At 66.6% G+C, this 23,404-nt stretch carries 24 protein-coding genes; 13 read left to right on the top strand and 11 right to left on the bottom strand.

Annotation, left to right across the window (positions count from 1 at the left end; genetic code table 11):
* Positions 1-2: 2 nt before the first annotated feature.
* The 4 genes from AC1DPF_RS01970 (at position 3) to AC1DPF_RS01955 (ending at position 4,236) form a co-directional block, all read left to right on the top strand.
* Positions 3-1,109: an epoxide hydrolase family protein gene (locus AC1DPF_RS01970; protein WP_477871672.1), complete on the top strand. Its 1,107-nt coding sequence runs from the start codon at positions 3-5 to the stop codon at positions 1,107-1,109.
* 111 nt (positions 1,110-1,220) lie between these two features.
* On the top strand, positions 1,221-2,954 hold the full coding sequence (locus tag AC1DPF_RS01965; protein WP_477871674.1) for an N-acyl-D-amino-acid deacylase family protein: 1,734 nt from the start codon (positions 1,221-1,223) through the stop codon (positions 2,952-2,954).
* A 36-nt stretch (positions 2,955-2,990) separates the two neighbouring features.
* The gene (locus tag AC1DPF_RS01960) at positions 2,991-3,545 is read left to right on the top strand and encodes a nuclear transport factor 2 family protein (RefSeq protein ID WP_477871676.1); all 555 of its coding nucleotides are present in this window, start codon (positions 2,991-2,993) and stop codon (positions 3,543-3,545) included.
* A gap of 10 nt (positions 3,546-3,555) precedes the next feature.
* The gene (locus tag AC1DPF_RS01955) at positions 3,556-4,236 is read left to right on the top strand and encodes an SDR family NAD(P)-dependent oxidoreductase (protein WP_477959425.1); all 681 of its coding nucleotides are present in this window, start codon (positions 3,556-3,558) and stop codon (positions 4,234-4,236) included.
* Between the two features lie 9 nt (positions 4,237-4,245).
* Here the strand turns inward: AC1DPF_RS01955 and AC1DPF_RS01950 are convergent, their stop codons facing one another.
* Positions 4,246-5,139, bottom strand: coding sequence for a LysR family transcriptional regulator (locus AC1DPF_RS01950; RefSeq protein WP_477959423.1), 894 nt, complete (start codon positions 5,137-5,139; stop codon positions 4,246-4,248).
* Positions 5,140-5,326: 187 nt separating this feature from the next.
* Between AC1DPF_RS01950 and AC1DPF_RS01945 the strand changes: the two genes are divergently transcribed.
* Complete coding sequence (locus AC1DPF_RS01945; RefSeq protein ID WP_477959421.1) at positions 5,327-6,499, top strand: DUF1214 domain-containing protein; 1,173 nt, start codon at positions 5,327-5,329, stop codon at positions 6,497-6,499.
* A gap of 55 nt (positions 6,500-6,554) precedes the next feature.
* On the opposite strand, the gene AC1DPF_RS01940 is transcribed toward AC1DPF_RS01945, so the two are convergent.
* From AC1DPF_RS01940 to AC1DPF_RS01925, 4 genes are all read right to left on the bottom strand, one after another.
* A complete protein-coding gene (locus AC1DPF_RS01940) occupies positions 6,555-7,457 on the bottom strand; it encodes an NADP-dependent oxidoreductase (protein ID WP_477871684.1) in 903 nt (300 codons plus the stop codon).
* Positions 7,458-7,459: 2 nt separating this feature from the next.
* The gene (locus AC1DPF_RS01935) at positions 7,460-7,765 is read right to left on the bottom strand and encodes a hypothetical protein (RefSeq protein ID WP_477959419.1); all 306 of its coding nucleotides are present in this window, start codon (positions 7,763-7,765) and stop codon (positions 7,460-7,462) included.
* 3 nt (positions 7,766-7,768) lie between these two features.
* Positions 7,769-7,999, bottom strand: a complete 231-nt coding sequence (locus AC1DPF_RS01930; protein ID WP_477959417.1) for a biotin/lipoyl-containing protein — start codon at positions 7,997-7,999, stop codon at positions 7,769-7,771.
* A gap of 88 nt (positions 8,000-8,087) precedes the next feature.
* Entirely contained in the window at positions 8,088-9,269 is a 1,182-nt protein-coding gene (locus AC1DPF_RS01925; RefSeq protein ID WP_477959415.1) for an acetyl-CoA C-acyltransferase, read from the bottom strand.
* A 154-nt stretch (positions 9,270-9,423) separates the two neighbouring features.
* On the opposite strand from AC1DPF_RS01925, the gene AC1DPF_RS01920 reads away from it, so the two are divergent.
* From AC1DPF_RS01920 to AC1DPF_RS01895, 6 genes are all read left to right on the top strand, one after another.
* Entirely contained in the window at positions 9,424-10,194 is a 771-nt protein-coding gene (locus AC1DPF_RS01920) for an enoyl-CoA hydratase/isomerase family protein (RefSeq protein ID WP_477959413.1), read from the top strand.
* Complete coding sequence (locus AC1DPF_RS01915) at positions 10,191-10,559, top strand: Zn-ribbon domain-containing OB-fold protein (RefSeq protein WP_477871694.1); 369 nt, start codon at positions 10,191-10,193, stop codon at positions 10,557-10,559. The genes AC1DPF_RS01920 and AC1DPF_RS01915 overlap by 4 nt, the downstream gene beginning before the upstream one ends.
* Complete coding sequence (locus tag AC1DPF_RS01910; RefSeq protein ID WP_477959411.1) at positions 10,556-11,707, top strand: thiolase; 1,152 nt, start codon at positions 10,556-10,558, stop codon at positions 11,705-11,707. The genes AC1DPF_RS01915 and AC1DPF_RS01910 overlap by 4 nt, the downstream gene beginning before the upstream one ends.
* Before the next feature lie 303 nt (positions 11,708-12,010).
* On the top strand, positions 12,011-12,781 hold the full coding sequence (locus tag AC1DPF_RS01905; protein WP_477871698.1) for an SDR family NAD(P)-dependent oxidoreductase: 771 nt from the start codon (positions 12,011-12,013) through the stop codon (positions 12,779-12,781).
* Positions 12,781-13,659, top strand: a complete 879-nt coding sequence (locus AC1DPF_RS01900; RefSeq protein WP_477871700.1) for an SDR family NAD(P)-dependent oxidoreductase — start codon at positions 12,781-12,783, stop codon at positions 13,657-13,659. Before AC1DPF_RS01905 ends, AC1DPF_RS01900 begins: the two co-directional genes overlap by 1 nt.
* Positions 13,596-14,609, top strand: coding sequence for an SDR family NAD(P)-dependent oxidoreductase (locus tag AC1DPF_RS01895; protein WP_477959409.1), 1,014 nt, complete (start codon positions 13,596-13,598; stop codon positions 14,607-14,609). The genes AC1DPF_RS01900 and AC1DPF_RS01895 overlap by 64 nt, the downstream gene beginning before the upstream one ends.
* Before the next feature lie 18 nt (positions 14,610-14,627).
* On the opposite strand, the gene AC1DPF_RS01890 is transcribed toward AC1DPF_RS01895, so the two are convergent.
* Positions 14,628-14,843 carry a hypothetical protein gene (locus AC1DPF_RS01890; RefSeq protein WP_477959407.1) on the bottom strand — a complete coding sequence of 72 codons (216 nt, stop codon included), beginning with the start codon at positions 14,841-14,843 and terminating at the stop codon, positions 14,628-14,630.
* Between the two features lie 206 nt (positions 14,844-15,049).
* Between AC1DPF_RS01890 and AC1DPF_RS01885 the strand changes: the two genes are divergently transcribed.
* On the top strand, positions 15,050-15,982 hold the full coding sequence (locus AC1DPF_RS01885) for an SDR family NAD(P)-dependent oxidoreductase (protein ID WP_477871706.1): 933 nt from the start codon (positions 15,050-15,052) through the stop codon (positions 15,980-15,982).
* Between the two features lie 35 nt (positions 15,983-16,017).
* On the opposite strand, the gene AC1DPF_RS01880 is transcribed toward AC1DPF_RS01885, so the two are convergent.
* Together AC1DPF_RS01880 and AC1DPF_RS01875 are read right to left on the bottom strand one after the other, a co-directional pair.
* Entirely contained in the window at positions 16,018-17,100 is a 1,083-nt protein-coding gene (locus AC1DPF_RS01880; RefSeq protein WP_477959405.1) for a phosphotransferase, read from the bottom strand.
* A gap of 31 nt (positions 17,101-17,131) precedes the next feature.
* The gene (locus AC1DPF_RS01875; RefSeq protein WP_477959403.1) at positions 17,132-17,950 is read right to left on the bottom strand and encodes an SDR family NAD(P)-dependent oxidoreductase; all 819 of its coding nucleotides are present in this window, start codon (positions 17,948-17,950) and stop codon (positions 17,132-17,134) included.
* Between the two features lie 114 nt (positions 17,951-18,064).
* Here AC1DPF_RS01875 and AC1DPF_RS01870 point away from each other — a divergent pair, with 114 nt between their 5' ends.
* Positions 18,065-19,048: a GlxA family transcriptional regulator gene (locus AC1DPF_RS01870; RefSeq protein ID WP_477871712.1), complete on the top strand. Its 984-nt coding sequence runs from the start codon at positions 18,065-18,067 to the stop codon at positions 19,046-19,048.
* A 26-nt stretch (positions 19,049-19,074) separates the two neighbouring features.
* Here AC1DPF_RS01870 and AC1DPF_RS01865 read toward each other — a convergent pair whose 3' ends face one another.
* Genes AC1DPF_RS01865 through AC1DPF_RS01855 form a run of 3 tightly spaced genes read right to left on the bottom strand, consistent with a single transcriptional unit; the run spans position 19,075 to position 23,269 of the window.
* The gene (locus AC1DPF_RS01865) at positions 19,075-20,727 is read right to left on the bottom strand and encodes an FAD-binding protein (RefSeq protein ID WP_477959401.1); all 1,653 of its coding nucleotides are present in this window, start codon (positions 20,725-20,727) and stop codon (positions 19,075-19,077) included.
* Positions 20,727-22,049: an aromatic ring-hydroxylating oxygenase subunit alpha gene (locus tag AC1DPF_RS01860; RefSeq protein ID WP_477959399.1), complete on the bottom strand. Its 1,323-nt coding sequence runs from the start codon at positions 22,047-22,049 to the stop codon at positions 20,727-20,729. The genes AC1DPF_RS01865 and AC1DPF_RS01860 overlap by 1 nt, the downstream gene beginning before the upstream one ends.
* A gap of 26 nt (positions 22,050-22,075) precedes the next feature.
* Entirely contained in the window at positions 22,076-23,269 is a 1,194-nt protein-coding gene (locus AC1DPF_RS01855; RefSeq protein WP_477871718.1) for an acyl-CoA dehydrogenase family protein, read from the bottom strand.
* Between the last annotated feature and the right edge of the window lie 135 nt (positions 23,270-23,404).

Here is a 23,404-nt window from a genome sequence, read left to right as displayed (position 1 = left end):
CGGTGGAACCCTTCCGCATCGATGTCCCCCAGGCGAAGCTCGACCGCATCGCCGCGAAGCTGGCGCTATGCGAGGTCGGCTATGCGCCAGCCGATGATGCCGATTGGCGTTACGGCACAGACGCGCGATGGCTGGCGGGGCTGCTCGACCATTGGCGCACCGGCTATGACTGGCGCCGCTGCGAGGCGGAGCTCAACAGCCTGCCGCATTTCCGGACCCGGATCGACGATGTCGATGTCCATTTCATCCATGTGCGCGGCACCGGGCCGGCCATGGCCTTCCCGATCCTGCTGACCCATGGCTGGCCTGGATCGGTGCTGGAGTTCATGGGCGTGATCGAGCCGCTCACTGCAATGGGCTTCGATCTCGTCATTCCGTCCCTACCCGGTTACGGTTTCTCCAGCCGCCCGCCTCGCCCGATCGGGCCGGCCGGCGTCGCGCGCATGTGGCGAGAGCTGATGATCGACAAGCTCGGCTATGCCCGCTTCGGCGCACAGGGCGGGGACTGGGGATCGGCGGTGACGGCCTCGCTGGGCGCCGATCATGGCGACGTGGTCGCCGCGATCCATCTCAACCTGTTCATGGCCCCCGCATCCACGGAGGGCGATGATGCCGAGACGACTGCCTATCGCCAGGCGATGTCCGCGGTACAGCTGCGCGAGTCCGCCTATATGATGGAGCACGCGACCAAGCCGCAGACGATCGGCCTCGCCCTGGCCGACACGCCGATCGGCTTCGCCGGCTGGGTGGCCGAGAAATTCCATGGCTGGGGCGACACGGGCGGCGCCATCGAGAGCCGTTTCTCCAAGGACTGGCTGCTCGACAACATCATGGTCTATCTGGTGAACGACGCCGTCCAGTCGGCAATCTGGATGTACCACAGCATCTTCACGGAGCAGCGGCCGCACCGGCGCATCGAGGTGCCGACCGGCCTGGCCCTCTATCCGCGCGAGTTCATGCCTTATCCTCCGCGCAGTGCTGCCGAACGCGCCTTCAACGTCGCCGACTGGCAACAGATGGCGTCGGGCGGCCATTTCGCGGCGCTGGAGGAGCCGGTGGCCTTTGCGGCGAATGTCGGAAGCTTTTTCGCGCAGTTATCACAGGGCTGAAGGCTGAACTGATGCGTTTGTGCGGTGGTCGAACAAAGAATAGTCTTGGCGCAAAGCGTGGCGGCCGCGGCGATGATCCGATGGGCCGCCTTGACATGAAGGAGCGGAACCATGCCTGATTTCGATATCGTCATTCGCGGCGGAACGCTGTTCGACGGCAGCGGTGGGGCACCCTTCATGGCCGATGTGGCGATCGCCGACGGGCGCATCGCGGCCATGGGCACGATCGATGGCCTGGGCGCCGAGGAGATCGACGCCCGCGGCAAGATCGTCACGCCAGGCTTCGTGGACATCCACACCCATTATGATGGACAGATCACCTGGGAGAACCGGCTCGCCCCCTCGTCCGACCATGGTGTGACCACGGTCGTCATGGGCAATTGCGGGGTCGGCTTCGCACCCGTGAAACCCGGCGACCATCAGCTTATGATCAAGCTGATGGAAGGGGTGGAAGACATTCCCGAGGTCGTCATGGCCGAAGGCGTGCCGTTCAACTGGGAAAGCTTCCCCGACTATCTCGACGCGCTGGAAAAGCGGCATGGCGACATCGACTTCGCTGCCCAGCTGCCGCACAGCCCGCTGCGCGTTTATGTGATGGGCGAGCGCGGCGCACAGCTCGAACCGCCGACCGATGAGGATCTTGCCGAGATGCGGCGGCTGACCCGCGAAGCGATCGAAGCGGGTGCGATCGGCGTCACGACATCGCGCAGCTATGCGCACCGTTTCCGCTCCGGGGAGCTGGCACCTTCGGTGCCGACGGAAGACCAGGAAGTGCTGGCGCTGGCCGCCGGCCTGCATGACGCGGGCAAGGGCGTGTTCCAGATGGTGCCCAGCTATGACATCACCGCGCGCCAGCGCTTCGACCTGCTGCGCGAGATCGCCACGACCTCGGGCCGCCCGGTCTCGTTCACCTTCATGCAGACGCCGCAGAACCCCGGCGACTGGCGCGAGATCCTCGACGATCTCGAACAGGCCAACAAGGAAGGGCTCGAAATCCGCGGCCAGGTGATCCCGCGCCCGACCGGCGGCTTGCTGGGCCTGGAATTGTCGCTCCATCCCTTCTCGCTCAACCCCAGTTTCCGCGAGATCGAGCATCTGCCGCTCGACCAGAAGGTGGTGCGGATGCGCGACCCAGAGTTCCGCCGGCGGTTGATCGCAGAATCGCCGGAAGATCCGCAGCCCTTCTTCAAATATATCGTGTCCGATCTCGACGCGCTGTTCGTTCTCGGCGATCCGCCCAACTATAACCCTCGTGCGCAGGACAGCATCGCCGCCCGCGCCCGCGCCCAGGGAGTCGATCCCAGGGAACTGATCTACGACGCGCTGCTCCAGCGCGACGGCCATGAAGTGCTCTATCGCCCGATGGGCAATGCCGAGGGCGAGAAATTCGAAAGCTCCGGCCGCCATCTGCTCAACACCCCGCATACCGTGCCGGCGCTCGGCGATGGTGGCGCGCATTACAGCATGATCTGCGACGCCGCCTATACCACCTATATGCTCACCTACTGGGTGCGCGACGCGGAGCCCGACCGCAAGATCGAGCTGCCCTACGCGATCCGCAAGCTCGCCTATGAGCCGGCGCAGACGGTAGGCCTCGGCGACCGCGGGCTGCTGAAGCCGGGCTACAAGGCCGATGTCAACGTGATCGATATGGAACGGCTGCACCTTCATGCACCGCACGCCACCTATAATCTGCCGGCCGGAGGGCGCCGGCTGTCGCAGCGCGCGGATGGTTATGAGGCGACGATCGTCAGCGGAGTCGTCACCTATCGCAACGGGGTGGCGACCGGTGCCCTGCCGGGGCGGCTCATCCGCGGCGCCCGCGCGGCGCCTGCCGCCGCCTGACTGTTGCTCCTACTGCCTCCCATCGAAGGAAACGCCATGTCCGATACGCAGCTGACGCCCGAACTCATTGCGTTCGTGCGCGAGCAAAAGGATCGTGCCGATATCCTGCAATGCCTGCACCGCTACACGCGCGGCGTGGACCGCCACGACCGCGAACTGATGCTGTCCGCATATTGGCCCGACGCGTTCGACGAGCATGGCGTGGCAGAGGGAGGCGCGGCCGAGTTCGTCGACTGGGCGCTTGGCTGGCATCGCGAATATCAGACCCTGCATCAGCATATCATCGCCAATCATGTGCTGGATCTCGATGGCGATACCGCCCATGGCGAGACTTATTATATCTTCTGGGGCGAGAATCGCATGGGGCCGCCCACCCTCGCTTTCGGCCGCTATGTCGACCGGTTCGAAAGACGCCACGGCGAATGGCGGATCGCGCACCGCGTCTGCGTGAACGAGAAGGCCGGTCTTTTCATGGAAAACCGGCTGCCCGAAGCTGCCGAGCAGCTGCTCCACAAATCCGGTCCCAGCCGCCGCGACAAGGGGGACATATCTTATGTCCGGCCGTTGACGCGCCAGCGCGGTGGCGAATAAGAGAGCGGCCATGGCACGATCAATCATAGTCACCGGCGGGTTCGGCACCTTGGGACGCGCGGTTGCGGCCGCGTTCGCGGCACAGGGCGATCAGGTCGCCCGGATCGATTTCGCGGCCTCCGCGCCGGAGCAGCTGGATGGGGCGCTGGACCTGGGCGGAATAGACCTGACCGATCGTGCGGCGGCCGAAAAGGCCGTGGCGGCGGTGGCCGATGCGTTCGGCGGGATCGACGTGCTCGTCAACATCGCCGGCGGCTTCGTCTGGCAGACGCTGGCGGATGGCGGCAGCGACACCTGGAACAGGATGTTCGCGATGAATGCGACCACCTGCGTCACCATGACCAAGGCCGCTCTTCCCGAATTATCCAAGTCCAAGCAGGGGCGCATCGTCAACATCGGCGCAGGCGCTGCGGTGGCCGCCGCCGCCGGCATGGGCGCATATGCCGCTTCGAAGGCGGCGGTCCACAAGCTGACGGAGAGCCTGGCCGCCGAACTGGATGGCAGCGATATCACCGTCAACGCGCTGCTGCCCAGCATCATCGACACGCCCGTCAATCGGGCCGACATGCCCGATGCGGATTTCGGCAAATGGGTTCAGCCTGCGGCGCTCGCCGACGTGATCCTGTTCCTTGCCTCTCCCGCTGCCCGGGCGATCAGCGGAGCGCTGATCCCCGTAACCCGCGGCGGCTGAGCCGACCGTTCAAAGGCGCCAGTCGACCCGCTCGGCCAGGAAGTCCATCACGGCGCGGACATAGGGCAGCGCATAGCGGTCCTTGGCACTCATCAGCACCACTGGCAGGGTCGGCCTGGTCCAACTTTCCAGCACCGGCTGCAGCCGGCCTGTCCGCAGCTCCTCATGCGCGAGCATCTCCAGATTCTGCGCGATCCCCAGCCCCGCGCAGGCGGTCGCCATGATCGCCGCGCCATCGTTGAAGGTGAAAGCGGCCGGCGGCCTTATCCGCAGGCGCTTTCCGTTCTGGATGAAGCTCCAGGGATCGCCGCCCGGCCCCTCGACGCTGGCATAGAGAATGCAACGATGATCGTTCAGATCCTCGGGCGCCGCGGGCGTGCCGTTGCGCTCCAGATAATCGGGCGCGGCCAGGCAGACGAGCCGGGTCGCGCCCAGCGGCACGCTGATCCAACCCGACAACGGGGCCTCGCCGACCCGCAGCAGGATATCGAAGCCGTCGGCGCGGAACACCGTGCCGCGATCGCCTAGGCTCAGGTCGATCACGATATCCGGGTATAGCCGGTGGAACAGCTCCAGCGCCGGAACCACGAAGCCGTGCCCGATCGAGGCCGGCGCGTCTATGCGCACCCGGCCCGTCAGTCCGCTGCCGGGCTTCAGCGCATTTTCCGCAAGGGTGAAGGCGTGGAGCGCGGCGCGGGCATGATCGAGCAGCTGTCGTCCATCCTCGGTCAGGTCGACACGGCGGGTGGTGCGGTTGAACAGGCGGACGCCGAGCTTCTCCTCGAGCCGCGCGACATGCAGCGTCATCATCGCTGCCGACATCCGCATCCTGGCCGCCGCGCGGGTGAAGGATCCAAGCTCCGCCACCGCCACAAAGGCTTCCATCGACGTCAGCCGGTCCACCGCTATGTTCCAATCCCAAATAATCGTTGCATGTGACCGCGACATTATCACGCTTTGTCGAACGATGGGAGGAAGCCGCCATCATGGATGCGTTGGTTCGTCCGGCGGCAGGCCGACGATATCGGGCAGCTGGCTTCATTGGAGCCGATCCGCCACCTTGAACGAAACTGACGGCAGGAGAGACGGGATGAGGAACTGGGCCGACTATGCGGAACTGTTGAAGCCCGCGGAAGAGCTCCTCGCCCGCACAGCCTTTCCCGCCAGCGAGGCGATGAAGGCCCAGCTCTGGCGCCAGTTCGCCATGAATCTGTCGCAGGGCTATTTCCTGCTGTTCCAGTCGACGCCGGATCATCCGGAATTTGCGCCGTTCGAGAATTCCGTGTTCCTGGCGCAGCCCAATCCCGACGCGGTCTATTATTATGCTCCCGTCGACGGGCACGGCGTCTATCGGGTGATCGGCGAGCGCGGCGATGCGCCGGTCGCAGGCTTCGCGCTGGGCAACCGGATCATCGGCATGGACGCCGCTCCGGGCCAGGGCCTCGGCAATTACGATCTCGATGATCTGGACATCGATCCCGATGGCCGTTTTGAGGTGATCTTCAGTACGGAACGGCCCGCGGGCCATGACGGCAACTGGCTGTCCCTGCCGCCCCAGGCCGACTTCATCCTGGTTCGGCAATTCTCCTATGACTGGGGCAAGGAGCGCGACCTGCGCCTCGCCATCGAGCGGCTCGACGCGCCGGCCATCCGCCCGCCGCTTACCCCGGAACAGACCGATGCCCGGCTATCGCATCTGTTCGGCGGCTATGTGCGCAACCTGTCGCAGATCTCGATCGGCGCGGTCGCCCGGTGCGCCGAGCGCGGCTTCGTCAACCGCTTCAATCTCACCAGCTTCCAGGAGCTCGGCAATGGCCAGGATTGGCCGCAGGCCTATTGGGAGACGGTGTTCGACATCGGCGAAGACGAGGCGCTTATCATCGAATCGGAGCTGCCCGAACAGCGGCCCTATTGGAACATCCAGGTGATCGACGGCCTCTGGAACCAGGTCGACTATGTCTACCGCCAGTCCAGCCTCAACGGCCTCCAGGCCCGGGTCGACGCCGATGGCAGGTTCCGTGCCGTGCTCGCGCATCGGGATCCCGGCGTCGCCAACTGGCTCGACAGCGGCGGCCATTGCTACGGCATGCTGATCGGCCGCTGGTATCGCTGCTCGAGCCATCCGACCCCGAGCATCACCCGGGTGAAATTCGCCGATCTCGCCGATCATCTGCCCGCGCCCTTCGCACGGATCGGTGAGGCGGAACGGCAGGAGGCGCTGCGCCGTCGCCGGATCGGCGCGCAGCTTCGCCGCAAATGGTGACGCCACGCCCATCGCCGCATTGATCGGCGATGGGACGATGCCGACGGCGGGGCGGTCAGGCCATCAGGATGATCTTGCCGCCCGCGCCGCCCGCATCGGTCAGGCGCTGCGCCTCCGCCGCCGCATCCAGCGGCAGCATCTTCGCGATCGGCACCTCGACGTCGCCATTGGCGACGGCCTCCAGCAATCGCGCGAGCCGCACGGCATCCGTCGTGACCCCGTGGAACTGCGGGATAGCAGCCAGGCCCTCCGGATCGATCGGCGTCGTGGCCGCCGTGGCGATCTTGCCGCCGGCGCGGAGGTGTCGGCACAAGGCGGCGACCGACGGGCCGCCGACGGTGTCCACGACATGATCGAACGGCTCGCCCGACCAGCCATGCTCGCCCAGCATGATCGCCTCGTCGGCACCGAGCGCCATCGCTTCGGCTTTCTGGGCGGCGCGCACGGCGGCAACGACGCTGACGCCACGCAGCCGCGCCGCATGCAGCGCGAACCGGCCCACCGCGCCCACCGCGCCGGTGAGCAGGATGCGCTGGCCCGCCCGCGCATCGACGGCATTTTCAACCAGCTGGCAGCCGGTGAGGCCGGCGGTGGGCACCGCGGCCGCACGTTCGAAGGAAAGGCCATCGGGCAGGACGGCCAGCCGATCATGGCGCACGGCGGCATATTCGGCATATCCGCCCTTGGTGAAGGGATCGAGCATGGCCGCAACCCGGGTGCCTTCCGGAAAATCGCTCGCACCCTCGATGACGCCGGCAATGTCGTAGCCCAGGACATGGGGAAAGCCGATCGGCGCGAAATCGGCGAACATCCCCGCCCGCCATTTGCCGTCCGCCGGATTGACCGCGGCTGCCCGGATCCGGACCAGCGCTTCGCCCGACTGCGGGTTCGGCCGTGGAATGTCGCCGAGTTCCAGCACATCCGGGCCGCCATATCGGTGCATCACGATGGCGCGCATGCTCAGCCGTGCGGTTGGAGGAAGGAGCAGGAGACGCTGGCGCTGTCGATCGAGTCGGTTAGCCGCATCGTCGGCGCCGCGGCAAACAACGCCTGCAGCAGCGCCGGTGGATCGTCGGTCTCCACCTCATATTGAGCCACGAAGACGCCGTCGGGCTGGCCATCCACGCCAAACTGCCGGTAGCGCTTGCACGACAGAAATCCGGGGAGCGCAAGCACCTCGCCGACATGGGTCTCCCCATACCAGCGATCATATTCGGCTTCGCGGCCGGGCAGTGCGCGTGAACTTATATGCAGGATCCAGCGCATCGCTCAGTCGATCCGCGCAAGGACGGTGCCAACGTCATAGGTCTCGCCGGGCTGCGCGACGATCTTCAGCGTGCCGGTCGCGGGGCTTTCGACCTCCTGGGTCGATTTCTCCGATTCCAGCGTGAAGAGCGGCCCGCCTTCGACCGCCTGTCCGCCGTCCTGAACCAGCCATTCGGCCAGGACGCCCTCGTTCATCGAAAATCCGATTTTCGGGAGCAGAACTTCAACAGTCACCTGCAAACTCCTTCAAATGTCCTCAATGCGTCAAGGCCATGATGGCGGCAACGATATCGACGGACGCGCCTTGTGAATGCTCTTTCCGCTAGGAAGCCAGCTCGAACAGGGCCGCGGCGCCCATGCCGCCGCCGATGCACATCGTCACCACCGCGTTGCGGGCGCCCAGCCGGCGGCCGGCCAGCAGGGCGTGGCCGGTCATCCGCGATCCCGTCATGCCGAACGGATGGCCGAGCGCGATCGCGCCGCCATCTACATTCAGGCGGTCCTGCGGGATGCCCAGGCGATCACGGCAATAGAGCGCCTGGCTCGCATAGGCCTCGTTGAGCTCCCAGAGGTCGATGTCCGAGACCGACAGCCCGGCCCGCGCCAGCAGCCGGGGCACGGCGAACACCGGCCCGATCCCCATCTCGTCGGGCTCACAGCCGGCCACCTGCATGCCCTTGTAAAGGCCGAGGATCGGGATGCCGCGGCGTGATGCCTCGTCCGCATCCATGAGTACGCACACGCTCGCGCCGTCGGACAGCTGGCTGCAATTGCCTGCGGTGACGGTGCCGCCCTCGAACAGCGGCTTGAGCTTTGCCAGCTGTTCCACGGCGGTGCCGGGACGATTGCATTCGTCGCGATCGAACAGGACCTGCTCCTGGCCGGTCACCGCCAGCGCCTTGTCGACGATGTTCCGCGTGGCGGCGATCGGCACGATCTCCGCGTCGAACAGCCCGTGCGCCTGCGCGGCGGCGGTGCGCGCCTGGCTGATCGCCGAGAATTCGTCCTGCGCCTCGCGGCTCACCCCATAGCGGCGCGCGACGATGTCGCCGGTGAGGTTCATCGCCATGTAGATTTCCGGCTTGTGCTCGATCAGCCATTCGTCCTTGTTGCGAAACAGGTTGCGATGGGGATCGACCAGCGAAACGGTCTCGACCCCACCGGCGACATGCACCCCGCCTTCCCCGCTTCTGATCCGCTGTGCGGCAAAGGCGATGGCCTGCAGGCCCGAGGCGCATTTCCGGTCGAGCGTCACGCCGCATACGCTGACCGGCAGGCCGGCCCTGAGTGCCGCCTGGCGCGCGATGTTCGAACCGACCGCGCCCTCGCACCGCGCAGAACCGAGCAGGACATCGTCGATCTCGCCGGGATCGATACCGGCGCGCGCGACGGCCGCGGCGATCACATGCCCGGCCAGGGTTGCGCCATGGACATTGTTGAGGGCGCCGCGATGGGCCTTGCCGATCGGGGTTCGCGCCGTGGCGACGATCGCCGCTTCCTTCATGACTGCCCTCCCTTGGGTCCGGATGCGGGGATAAAGGCGGCGTCCCGCGCTTTCCATGCGCCGCGGAGGTCATCATGCTTGCGATGTTTGCTGCGTCGCTTGACCGTCGGGTCTTCCGCCAACACACCGGGGGGACACCGGCTTGGAGCGCCTGATGAGCATAGATATCGAAAAGCATGGATCGGTCGCGACCGTGACGCTGAATCGTCCCGAAACGAAGAACGCGATTACGCATGAGATGCGCGGCCAGCTGTACCATGGATTCGAGGAGATCGCGCTCGACCCTGAGGTTCGCGCCGTCATCCTCACCGGCGCGAACGGCGCCTTCTGCTCGGGGATGGATGTCGGTGCCCTCGGGGTCGGCGGCGTGGTGGGGTCGATCGACCGCATGCATACGCTCAACCGCATCGCCCGGGCGATCTATGCGCTCAAGAAGCCGACCATCGCGGCGGTGCCGGGCGTGTGCGTCGGGGTCGGCTGGTCCTATGCGCTGGCCTGCGACATCGTCCTGGCCGGCGAAAAGGCGAAGTTCGCGGCGATCTTCCGCAACATCGCCCTCGCGCCCGACGGCGGGATCGTATGGCATCTGCGCCAGCAACTCGGCGCGCAGAAGGCCAAGGAACTGATCTATTCGGGTCGCATCATCGGGGCCGAGGAGGCGATGTCGCTCGGACTGGTGTATGAAAAGGTGGCCGACGACAGGCTGATGGAGCGGGCGATGGCGCTTGCCGAGAGCTTTGCCGCAGGCCCCACCGTGGCGATGGGCCTCGCCAAGCGCCAGTTCGACCTCGCCTGGAACAGCAGCTTCGAACAATATCTCGACATGGAGGCGACGATGCAGCCGATCGCGAGCCGCACCGACGACCATGAGGAAGGGCTTCGCGCCTTCCGCGAGAAGCGCAAGCCCGTGTTTGCCGGGCGATGACCACGATGATCCAGCCGGAAGCGGAGTGGCGCGCACACCTGGCCGAGGGGCGCTTCATGATCCAGCGCAGCCGATCTACCGGCGGGCATGTCTTCTACCCCCGCATCGTCGAACCCGGCACTGGCGCCGATGACCTGGAATGGGTGGAGGCGTCGGGCCGCGCTATTGTTCATGCCGTCACCGTCGTCCGCAAGAAGGACCCGGCCGACAGCTATAACGTCGTGCTGGTCGATCTGGCCGAAGGTCCGCGGCTGATGAGCAGGGTCGACGGCGTCGATGCCGACGCGGTTCGGATCGGCATGGATGTGCGCGCGCGCATCGTTCGCGACGGGGAGACGCCGTTGCTCGTCTTCGTGCCGGCATGAGCATCGCCCGCGGATTTCCCAGCAGAAGCACCGCCATCGTCGGCGCGGCCACCTATGGCATCGGCAGGTGCCCCGGCGTTTCGGCGGTCGACATGGCCGCGCGCGCGGGGATGCTGGCGCTTGCCGATGCCGGCCTGACGCTGTCCGACGTCGACGCGCTCTACACCTCGGCACCCTATGAGGCGCTCGGCGGCATGGAGCTGGCCGAATATCTCGGCCTCACGCCGAAGGTCGTCGATTGCAACCGCACCGGCGGCTCGGCTTTCGAGGTCTATGTCCAGCAGGCCGCGCTCGCACTGGAGGCGGGGCTGATCGACTGCGCGCTGATCGCCTATGGATCGAACCCGGCAAGCAACCCGCCGCTGTCCGTCGGGATGACGCGCCAGAGCCCCTGGGAAGCGCCCTACCGGCCACTCGCGCCGATCTCCTCCTATGCCTTGGCCGCGAGCCGGCACATGCATCTCTACGGCACCACCCGTTCGCAGTTGGCTGAGGTGGCGGTGGCGGCGCGGCGCTGGGCGCAGCTCAACCCCGAAGCCGCCATGCGCGATCCGCTGGGCATCGACGAGGTGCTCTCGGCACGCATGGTTTCGGATCCGCTGACGGTGCGCGATTGCTGCCTGTTCAACGATGGCGCTGCCGCCGTGGTGATGGTGCGCGCGGATCGGGCGAAGGACTGCGCCAGGCGTCCGGTCGAGGTGCTGGGCGCCGCGCACGCGGTCACCCATCGCGAGATCAGCTCGATGCCCGACCTGACGGTGACGGGCGCGGCGATCTCGGGCCCGCAGGCCTTCGCGCAGGCTGGCGTCGGCCCGGCCGACATCGATCTCGCGATGTTGTACGATGCCTTCACGATCACGCCGATCCTGTTCCTCGAGGATCTCGGCTTCTGCCCGAAGGGCGAGGGCGGGCGCTTCGTCGCCGACGGCGCGATCGGGCCGGGCGGCCGGCTCGCGGTGAACACCAATGGCGGCGGCCTCTCCTGCGTCCATCCCGGCATGTATGGCCTGTTCCTGCTGGTGGAAGCCGTCCGGCAGCTGCGCGGCGAAGCGGGCGAGCGACAAGTGCAGAATGCCGAACTCGCGGTGGCGCATGGCAATGGCGGCGTGCTGTCGAGCGAGGCGACCGTGGTTCTCGCGCGCGGCTGAACGGTTGCCGGCCAGCCCTCGGGGGTGCGCGCCCGCACGCTAGAGCGATATGAAGTCAGGTGGAATCACCTGACGACTCGCATATCGCGTAAAATCAAAGACCTAGAGCGGCCAATCCGATGTAATCGGATCACATACCGCTCTAGCCGGCTGCCGCCGAACGAGACGTAGCCTTGCCCGCCGCCGCGATCCTGGTGGCCGAACCGATCAGACTGGTGATGACCCGGCGCCCAACCCTGCTGCGGCATTGACGTGGACCGGCCGCCGCTGTCCCCTCCATCCACCTCGGGAGAGGGTGAAGCGATGGAGACGGCAGACATGGGCAAGCTGAGCGGCAAGACCGCGATCATCACTGGCGGTGGTCAGGGCGTCGGCTTCGGCATTGCATGCACCTATGCACGCGAGGGGGCGGCGGTCCTCATTACCGGCCGCGACGCTGGCAAGCTGGAAGCTGCCGTCGCCGAGATCGGGAAGCTCGGCGCCAGGGCGGCGTTCGTCACCGGCACCGCGGGTGTCCGCGCCGATGCCGACGCGGCCGTTGCGAAGGCCGTCGACCTGTTCGGCGGGCTGGATATCCTCGTCAACAATGCCCAGACGTCGAAGCCGGCGACGATGTTCGAGGATCTCGACGACGCGACGCTGGCGCTGACGATGGAGTCCGGTCTCTACGGCACCATCCACCACATGCAGGCTGCGGTCCCGCACATGAAGGCCAGGGGCGGCTCGATCATCAACCTCGGGTCGCGCGAAGGCATCTATGGCGGAGTGGGCTTCTCGTCCTATGCGGCAACCAAGGAGGCGATCCGGGGGCTTTCGCGCTCCACTGCGCGCGAACTCGGCAAGTACAAGATCCGCGTCAATGTGATCTGCCCGGCGGCGCTCAGCCCGGTTGCGGTGCAGTATCTGGCAGCGCATCCGGCCGAGGCCGAGGCGTATCGCAAGGATATCTCGCTGGGCTATTTCGGCGACTGCGAGGGGGACATCGGCCCCGTGGCGCTGTTCCTTGCCGGCGACGACAGCCGCTATGTCTCCGGCCAGACGATCAACGTCGACGGCGGACAGACGATGCTGTGATGGCGGACATCGGCTTTACCGGCCGAACGGCCATCGTCACGGGCGCGGCGAAAGGTCTCGGCCGTGCTTATGCCCACTGGCTCGCCGCGCGCGGCTGCGCGGTGGTCGTCAGCAACCGGCTATCGCCTGATGGCCGGTCGGCGGCGCAGGCGGTGGTCGACGAGATCATGGCGGCCGGCGGACGGGCGGTTGCCCATGATGGGCCGGTTGAATCCGAGCAGGCAGCGGCCGGGATGGCCGCGCTTGCCCTGCGGCACTTCGGCGGGATCGACATCTTCGTCAGCAATGCCGGCGTGGTGCGCTGGAGCAATTTCGGCACGGTCACGATCGACGCGATGCGCGAGGTGGTGGACATCAATCTGTGGGGCTGCATCTTCGGGCTGAAAGCGGTCTGGCCGGCGATGCTCGCCAGCGGCTACGGCCGCGTCGTCCTCACCGCTTCGAGCGCCGGCCTGTGGGGCCAGACGCAATCGGCCGCTTATGGCGCGTCCAAGGCGGCGATGATCGGGCTCGCGCGTTCGGTCGCGCTGGACGTTCCTTATGCGGCGGACATCCGCGTCAACGTGGTGGCGCCTGCCGCCTACACGCCGATGTCGGCGGCACATTTCGGCGAGCAATGGGCCGAATATGCCTCGGCCGACAAGGTGGCCCCCGTGGTCGGCTGGCTGAGCAGCGATCGCTGCCGGAGCTCGGGCGGCATCTATCACGCCGGCGCCGGCCATGTGCGCCGGGTGCAGATCCTCGAAGGACCGATCCACGACCTGGCGGATGGAACGCTCGACGAGGTGATGACCCGGCTCGAGCACCAGCCCGAATGGACGAGCTCCTTCGCATCGGCCGCGGAGATGATGCCCGAGTTCGCCAAGGCCGCGCGGTGACGATCGGCTTCCATGATCAGGTCGCGATCGTGACCGGCGCCGGCGGCGGCATGGGCCGCGCCTATGCCCTCGAGCTTGCGCGGCGCGGTGCCACTGTGCTGGTCAACGATTATGGCGGCAACGTGCTCGGCGAGGGGGCGGGAGAATCGGGCTCGGCCGTCGCCGTCGCCGCCGAGATCGTCGCGGGCGGCGGCCACGCCGTGGCGAATGGCGAGGCGGTAGGCTCGGCGGATGCCGCCCGTTCGATCGTGGAGGCGGCGATCAAGACGTTCGGCAGGGTCGACATCCTCGTGAATAACGCCGGGACTGCGATTCCCGGCCCGTTCACCGCCCACCGCGACGACCAGGTGGAGCGGCATTATGCCGTCAACCTGATCGGCGGCCATCATCTGATGCGGGCGGTGTGGCCGTCGATGGCCGCGCAATCCTATGGCCGCATCCTCAATGTCAGTTCGAACGGCGTGCTCGGCGTCGGCGGCAATGCGCCCTATGCCGCAGCGAAGGCGGGCATGCTCGGCCTTACCCTCGATGCCGCGATCGAGGGCAGGCCGCTCGGCATCCTGGTCAACGCCGTCATGCCGACCTCCTATTCCCGGATGATAGAGCAGATCCCGGACGGCGCCACCGTCGCATGGTTCCGCGACAATCTTGCGCCGGCGCAGGTGGCGGCGGCGATGAGCTGGTTCCTCAGCCGCGACTGCACCGAGACGGGGCGTATCCTGCTGACCGGCGGCGGACGGTTGTCGAGCCTCGTCATGGCCGAGACCGGCGAGATCTGCGACCCGGCGATCGATGCCGAGCGCGTTGCCGCCGCCCTGCCCGATATCTTCGACGAGAAGCGCCTGACGGTGGTCCACAGCCAGGCCGAGGCGGGCGCGCGCTATTTCGGGCATTTCCCCTGGACCGGCGGAACTGCCGCCGATTTCGGGCCCGACCTCGAACGCGGCTGACGGCGCGGCCGGAGGGCGTCAGTCCTCGTCCCGCTCCCGATGGATATTCTCGAGCGGGCGCATATTGGCGGCAAGCGCCATGATGGCCTTGCTTTCCGCGCTGGTGACCGGCCGGCCGCGCGCAATCGGCGCAGGCCGGAGCGCCGGATCGTGGTGCACATTCTCATCCGGCCGAACATCCGCCGCCGTCGTCATGATCCGGCGGCTTTCCTCGTCGCTGATATCCTTGGTCAAGCATCGCTCCTTTCCGGCCTTGCAGGCTCCCGCCGAGTGGTGGAGAGGACGGTCACCGGTCTCCGCTGCTGAGTCTTCGCAGCGGGAGGCAAGATATCACGCCGCGTCGGCGGCAGGAACTTATCATCAGCATGATCGCGTCGGCTGCGACGTTGGCCCCGTCTCGCCCCCCGTCTAGATTGTTGCCGCTATCGGGGAGAGACGGAATGACCGGAAGACTTGCAGGAAAGGTGGCGCTCGTCACAGGTGCGGGCCGCAACATCGGCCGGGCCGAGGCGAAGCTGCTCGCCGCGCAGGGGGCGAAGGTCGTGGTCAACGACCTCGGCGGCGGCCCCTATGGCACCGAGGCCGGCGATGCGACACTCGCCGAGGCAGTCGCCCGTGAGATATGCGCTTCCGGCGGCGAAGCCGTTGCGCAAAGCTCGAACGTGGCGACCCGCGAAGGCGCCGAGGCATCGGTGCGCAAGGCTGTCGATAGCTGGGGTCGGATCGATATCCTCGTCAACAACGCCGGCATCGTGCGCCCGGCCAGGATCGACCGGATGACCGATCAGGACTGGCATCTCTGCCTCGATGTCAGCCTGGCGGCGAGCTTCTACACCTGCCGGGCGGCCGCGCAGCATATGATCGCGCAGCGCTCCGGCGTCATCGTCAACACCGGCTCGCCGTCCGGTTTCGGCCATTGGGGGATGGGCAATTACTCTGCCGCCAAGGAAGGCGTGCTGGGGCTTACCCGTTCGATCGCCCGCGACCTGGGCGAGTTCGGGATACGCTGCAACATGATCCGGCCGGTGTCGCACGTGACCGCTACCCACACCCCGGAGATTAACGAGACGATCGCGGAATCGGCGCGGCTCGGCATCCCGCTGCTCTGGAACAAGCCGATGGCGAAGCCGCGCATGACCGCGCTGCCCGAGCATGTCGCGGCCCTGGTCGTCTGGCTCTGCACCGACGCGGCCGGCCATGTCAGCGGCCGCGACTTCTATATCCAGGGGGACGAGGTCGCGCTGATCCCCGAGCCCGAGGCGATCCGCACCAGCGTCCATCCCGGCGGCTGGACGCTCGACGCGTTCGACGACGAAGCCAACCGCGCCTATATCTTCGGGGACATCCCCAATCGCTTCGTCAAGCCTGGCTGACGTGCCGGCATCCGTGAAGAGGTGGCGGAAAGGCGCTACAGCGCCGCCACCGGCGGTGCCTGAAGGTCGACGGCTGCCCACCCGAATCGTGGCGCGACGGCGGCGTTGTTTTCCTCTGCCTGCCACTCTACTGGATTCACCATCCAGTAGAAGAGGCCGTAGACGATGTGCGCGCGGATCGCCGTCCACGCCGTCGCGTCGTCAGGTACCTCACCTGCGCCATGGCGCGACAGCGCCGAGAGATAGCCGGCGATGAGATCCCGCTCCCATGCGCGGCGATCGAGCGGATCGAGTGCCGACACATAGAAATAGGCTACGTCCTGCGCCCAATGACCGCGCCGCGCCGTCTGCCAGTCGAGGAAGCCCGGCCGTCCGTCGGCGGACAGATACATGTTGCCGAGATGGGCGTCGCCATGGATCACGCAGGTCGGTCCGGCGGGGGCGAAGCGGCGCAACTGCTGAAGCGCACCCTTTATAGTGTCGCGATCGCGGCAGACGGCGGGGATAGCGAGCGCCCGGGGGAGGCCCATATAATGGGCCCAGGTTTCGGGTTCGAGCTGGCCCCGCCCGAAATCGCCCCACGCCGCATCGGGCAGCGGGTCATGGCGCATCAGCCAGCCGAGTTCGCCATCGTCGTGGAGGGCGTCGCTGTTCCACCAGCGCGCATGCAGCGCTGCCAGATCGTCGAGGAAGGCCGTCGCCTCCTGCCGGGTCAACGTCTGCTGCACACGGCAGATGCGGGCACCCGCCGGGCGTAGGTCCTCCATGATCACCACGCCCTGATCGGCGTTGGCGGCGGCAAAGACGCAGCGTGGCAGTCCGATCGAGAGATGCGGTGCGATCTCCGCGAAGAAGCGTGCCTCGGTCTGGTAGCAGAATTTGACCAGTTCGCGATGTTCAGCAAGCCCGGCCTTGACGCATAGACGTTCGGGCAGGCCGGCAGCGCGGCCGACGGCGTTGTAACGGGCCGTTACCATCATCTTGGTTCCGGTGCCCCACAGGATGTCGGTCACGTCCAGGCTTTCGACTTCTATCCCTGGCCATTGCGCGGCAAGTGCCTTGCCCAGCCATTGCGGGGTGACGTCGTCCGGCACGAGCGGGAGCCACTGGTCGGTCAAGATCTCATCCTCCACAACGTCTCCATCGCGATCAGGATTCGGAAACGAAGGCGTGGCCCACCAGCGGGCCGATCCCCTCGACCCCGCCGTCGACCGCAAGATGGACACCGTTGATGAAGCGCGCCTCGTCGCTGGCGATGAACAGCACCGCCTGGGCGATGTCCCATGCGTCTCCTTCTATGCCGAGCGGGCCGACCTTGCGCCGCGCCTCGCGCATGCTGGCGGGCAGCTTGCTCATCGCATGCGGCGTCATGACATGGCCGGGCGCGACGGTGTTGACGCGAATACCCTGCCGGCCGTGGAGGACCCCGATCTCGCGCGACAGCTGCGCCATCGCCGCCTTGGACGGACCGTAGGCAAGCGCGCCCATCGCCCGCATGCCCGCCAAGGAGGAGATGTTGACGATCGATCCGCCGCCGCCCCGCGCCATGTGCGGCACGGCGAACTTGCACATCAGCATCACGCTGGTCAGATTGGTGGCGATCGTCCGGTTCCAGAGATCGAGGGTGATCGTCGCAAGGTCGGTCGGGGCCGAGATGCCGACATTGTTGACCAGGATGTCGAGCTTTCCAAAGGCCTGGCCTGCGGCCTCGACCAGCGCCTGGCAGTCCTCCGGGGTGCTGACGTCGGCTGCCACCGCGATCGCTTCGCCGCCCTCCGCCCGGATCCGGGCGGCCGTGGCCTCGGCGCGCGCGCCGTCGAGATCGGCGCAGGCCACGCGCGCGCCTTCCCGCGCCATGATGAAGGCGATGGCGCGGCCGATCCCGATCTCATCGGCCGCAGCGCCGGCGCCGGTGATGATCGCAACCTTGCCGGCGAGGCGCCGGAGATAGCGGGAGGGTTCGGGCATCGTGATACTCCGCGTGGCGTTATGGCATGGGGTATAGGGCGCGAGCCGGGACGGCGCTTGCCCCGGGCAGGATGTTATCTTGCATGATCCGGTTGTTTTCTGTCAGCACGGGTCATGTCCGATTTCGCCCTCGTCGCGCTCGACGGCGCCTATCATGCCAGTGTCGGAGCGCTGACCGACAGCTTCATTCTCGCCCGCGACCGGATCGAGCAGATCTTTGCCGGTACCGACCCGATGCGCATGGAAACCCGCCTGCGCATAGTGTCGCTGGACGGCGGCCCGATCCGGATGAGCGACGGCCGGCGCCTGGAGGTCGACGGCGCGATCAGCAGCAGCGACGAACATGCCTTCGTCTGGCTTCCAGCCTTCCGGGTCATGGGCGTCGCGCGCCTGGAGGAGCGGATAGCGCGCAGCGCCGAGCTGTTCCGCTGGCTGCAGCGCCAGGCCGACCGGGGCGCCATCATCGGCGCGAGCGGCGCATCGGCGCTGCTGCTGATGGCGGCGGGGCTGACCAAGGATATCGCGGTGCCGGTCGCGCGGGCGCTGCAGCCGGTCGCGCGGGCGATGTTCCCGCGGCACAGCGCCGAGGAACGGCTGGGCCTGGCCGATTACGGCTCGCTGTTGATCGCCAATGGCATGGCGAATGATCTGGCGCTGATCGTGCGGGTGATGGAGCGCACCTTGTCGCCCGATGTCGGACGCTGGCTGACCTCGGTCATGGGGCTCGCCCGCGAGGACGAGGAAGTGCTCGCGGGCGACCAACTCGTCGCCCGCGCCCAGATCTGGCTCGAGCAGCGCTTTACCGGCCCGATCGGCATGCAGGAGCTGGCCGAGGCGCTGTCGACCAGCCAGCCCACGCTGGTACGGCGTTTCCGCAAGGCGCTTGGCGCCACCCCCAAGGCCTATGTCCAGCAACTGCGCCTGCAGGCGGCCATCAAGATGCTCGAACGGTCGAATCGGTCGATCGACCGAATCGCGGAGCTGGTCGGCTTTTCCGACAGCCGCCTGTTCCGGACGATGTTCCGCCAGCACACCGGCATGACCGCGACGCAGTGGCGCGAGGCGGCGCAGGCGCGGCAGACGCCGCCGCGGCGCTGAGCCCGCGCAGGCCGGCGGCGCGACGCTCAATCGTTGCGCCCGGTGGCGTGATGCGCCGCGATCCAGGCGAATACGAACGACGCGGCGATGCTGGCACCCGCCGCCGGATAGCAGCGGCCCATCACCGATGCCGTCGAATTCCCAGTGGCGTAGAGGCCCTGGATCACCGAGCCGTCCGGGCGCAGCACCCGGGCATGCTCGTCGGTCAGTATCCCGCCGCTGGTGCCGACATCACCGGGAACCATTTCCATGACGTAGAAGGGGGGCTTGTCGATCTTGCCGAGGTTCGGGTTGGGCTTCACCGTGGGGTCGCCGAACCAGTTGTCATAGCCGCGGCCGCCGCGATTGAAGTCCAGATCCTTGCCGGTCTCGCAATAACGATTGAACTTCTCGACTTCAGCCTCGAGTCCGCCCGGGTCGATCCCCGCCTTGCGGGCCAGCTCCTCGATCGAATCCGCAGTCTTGACCATGCCGCTGTCGAACCATGACTGCGGCGTCTTGCCCGGTGGATAATAGCCCCAGGCATAGCGTTTGCGGTGACGGCTATCGAGGATGACATAGGCCGGCACGTCGTTCCGATAGAGCCGCTGGCCATTCTCCATATAGGAGCCGCTCTCGTTCAGGATCCGCCGGCCATGGCGGTTGACGATGATGCAATGCGGCTTCGAGATGTCGGTGTTGTGCATGTTGGCCGGTCCGCCTTCGGGCACCAACGTGCCGGGCACCCACCAGGCCTGGTCCATCAGGTCGAGCGCCGCGCCATGCCGCTCGGCGATCTGGATCATCTCGCCGGTGTCGCCGGGATTGGCGTTGGTCCATTCCACCGAACTCGGCTGCGGGCCGTATTTCCGGCGCATCTCGGCATTGTGGGAAAAGCCGCCGGCGTTGATGAGCACGCCGTCTCGCGCGCGGATGCGGATCTGCTCGCCGTCATGTTCGGCGATGACGCCGGTGATCCGGCCATTCTCCTCGATCAGTTCGACGACGCCATGGCCGGTGCGCATGTCGATGCCGGCCTTGTCGGCGAGCATCAGCATGCGGCCCTGCAGCGCGCCGCCGAAGCTGAGCAGCGGCTTGCCGCGCTTCTTCACCAGCCACATCCGGAACAGCAGCTTCATGCCTTCGAGCATACCGCGCGGCGTGCGCGTGGCGAGGCCGATAATGCCCGCCTTGTCGGTGGGCAGAGGCATGAGCATCGGGCCGAGGCGCAGCTTGTCGAACAGCGGCCCCATGTCGCGCGCGTCGAGCATCTGGGCGCCGACCGAGCGGCTGCGCGTACAGCCACCGGGCCGATCGTCATAATAATCGGCCCAGCCTTCGGTCCGCAGCCATTTCATCCCCTGTTCCTCGAGCCATCGGAGCAGGGGTGGACCGTTGCGGAGATAGGCTTCCTTGCGCTCGGGCGACGCCGCCGGGCCGGCATCGTTGCCGACCGTCGCATCCATATAGGTGCGGCCCGCCTCATGGCTGTCCTCCACGCCGTCGCGCGCGAGGAGGTGGTTGTTCGGAACCCACAGGACTCCGCCCGACATCGCGGTGGACCCGCCGAGCTTGTCGGTCTTTTCCAGGATCAGCGGCGTCTTGCCGATCGACTTGAGATAGAGGGCGGCGGCCATCGAGCCTCCACCCGAACCGCATATGATGAAATCGACCGTCTCGTCGCTAGCGCCTTCCGGCATCACCGGCCCTCGTGCAGATAGTCGAGCAGGGTCGCGTGGAAATTGCTGATCTCGATTTCCTGGACCGGGCTGGGCCGCGCGCCTTTGAAGGCGCGCGATTTCATGCCCTTCTGCACCGCTTCCATATTCTGGAAATCCTGCGCGAGGATAAGGCCCCAGTCGACGGCGCGCCAATCCTCGGCGATCTCGACCTCGACATTCTTCGGCTCGGCCCCCGGCGCGAAGCGCTCGAGCACGCTGATCTCGAAGACGCAGCTGTCCGGATCGTCGCCATTCGGTCGCGATCGGTAGAACAGCACGTTGGTCGGCTGCTGCAGGAAGACGAGATTGGGAAAGATGTTCCAGTCGGTGCCCGCGGCCATCTGCTGCTCTGGGGTGATCGCCGGCCAGGGCCGGCCCGCCTTCTCCGATTCCTCGCGGTGGAAGCGGGCGAAGGCGACATAGACCTCGAACGGGGTCGCCGTCTCCGGCAGCTCCATCAGCCGCCGTCCGGCCGCCAGCATTTCCTCGGTCGTCGTCGCCTTCAACGTGTCCCAGATCTCCTTGTTGAACTCGGCCAGGCCCTTGCGGACGTCGCCGCTCTGGTCGCTGATCCGAGGGCTGGGCAGGCCGAACAAGGCCGTCGGCGCATAGCCGAACATCGCGTGCCGGCCGAAGGCGCGCGAGAAAGTGTAATCCTCCTGATAGGGCAGCAGCTGGCGATGCGTGGTCTGGACATGATAGCCTTCCATGAAGGCCTCCTGCGCGGTCTTCCAGTTGCATGGCATCACGATGCGCTTGCGCCAGACATAGCGCATCCTGTCGATCTCGAACGGATCCAGCAGGGTCTTGGCCTCGCCGAGATGGGCCTCGAGGCTCTCGCTGTCGGGATCCATGTTGATGAACAGCCAGCCGCCCCAGCTGCCCACCTTCACCGGGTGCAGCGTTATCTCGCTGTCCTGGAGCAGCGGGCCCCAGTCATGGCGATCGACCACCTCGGCGGGCTTGCCGTCGAGGCTCCATTGCCAGCCATGATATTTGCAGTGGAACTTGCCCATGCGGCCGCAGCCGGCGGTCAGGCGCCGCCCGCGATGCGGGCAGACATTATGGTAGGCCACCACCACGCCGTCGGTGCCGCGCACCACGGTAATCGACTCGTCGGCGATGTCATAGGTGTAGAAATCGCCCGGATTGGGGATCTCCTCCTCGCGGCAGGCCATCTGCCAGATGCGCGGCCACAGCCTGTCCTTCTCCAGCCGGACGAATTCGGGCGAGATATAGCCATCGGCCGGCACATAGTCCTGGCGTACCGCGTTCGTGGACAGCTTGCTGATCTCGTTCATCTCTTCATCCTCTCCCCGTCATGCCTTCAGGACTTTGCCGGCCCTTGAGGAAACCGCATGTCGAACACGCCCTCGGCAATGCGATTTAGCAAGATCTCGATGGCGCCGCCGGCGATCATCCACCCGCGCGTCCTACGCAGGCAATATTCGACGAGGCTGTCCTGGCTGTAGCCCGCGCCTCCCATGACCTGCATCGCCTCATTGGCGCAGTCGAAGCCTGCCCGGTTGCAGGCGACCTTGGCTATGGCGGTCTCGTCGGGCGAGGGCAGGCCCTTGTCGGCGTTGGTCGCGGCCCGATAGAGCAGCAATTGCGCGGCATCGAGTTTGAGCTTCATTTCCGCGAACTTCCACTGCAGCCCCTGGAACTCGCACAGGGCGCGGCCGAACTGCTTGCGCGTCTTGGCATGTTCGACCGCCGCGTTGAAGGCATAGCGGCCCAGCGCCAGGCTGCGCGCGGTATTGCCGATCCGCTCGACGTTGAAGCCGGACATCTGCTGCTTGAACCCGCCCGGTCCGAGCAGGACCTTCTCCCGGGGGACGAAGACATTGTCGAAGAACAGCGGATTCCACTCCTCGCCCGACAGGAAGCGGACCGGCTTGCCGAAGCTGAACCCTTCCTGCCCGCGCTCGATCAGCACCGACCCGATATTGCCGGTGCCGGGGCCATAGCGGACATAGACCAGAAAAACGGTGGCGTGGGTGCCGTGCGTGGTGAAGATCTTTTGCCCGGTCACGCGGAAGCCGTCGCCGTCGGGGACCGCGGCGGTCGTCAGCTCGGTGACGGCCGAGCCGGCATTGGGTTCGGTCATCGCGACCGAGATCAGTCCGTCGCCCTTCAGCAGCGGCGCCAGATACTGCTCCTTCTGCGCGTCGCTGGCGAACTGGGCGAAGGTACGGATCGCACCGAAATTGCCGGCCTGCACGACGTCTGCCGAGCGCGGGCAGATCGACGCCACCGTCTCGATGGCGATGACGGCATCCATCAGCGAACCGCCAAGACCGCCCTTGTCCTCGGGGATGGTGATGCCGATCAGCCCCTGTTCGGACATCAGCCGGGCGATCTCCCAGGGATAGTCGTCGCCATGCGCCCGTTCGACCGCGCCGGAGGCGAGATGCCGCTGGGCGAAAGCGGCCACGGAATCCCGAAACATGGCTTGTTCTTCGGTCAGATCGAACTGCATCAAGAAGCTTCCCTTGTAGCGCGCAGCCACGCGCATCATCGCTCCATCCGCCTAAATCGCGAAGGACGCGATGCGAAGCCGGGTCCTCAAGGGTTCACATCCGCGATGCCTCCGGGCACGCCCTGCGCTTTGCTTGACAGTTCGGGCCCAGAATCGCTTGTGCAAGGCTGAAAC

It is taken from the genome of Rhizorhabdus sp. P4_G6 (assembly GCF_056401045.1).
Note: the sequence above shows the minus strand (reverse complement) of the source record. Positions and strands in the feature narration are given on the sequence as shown.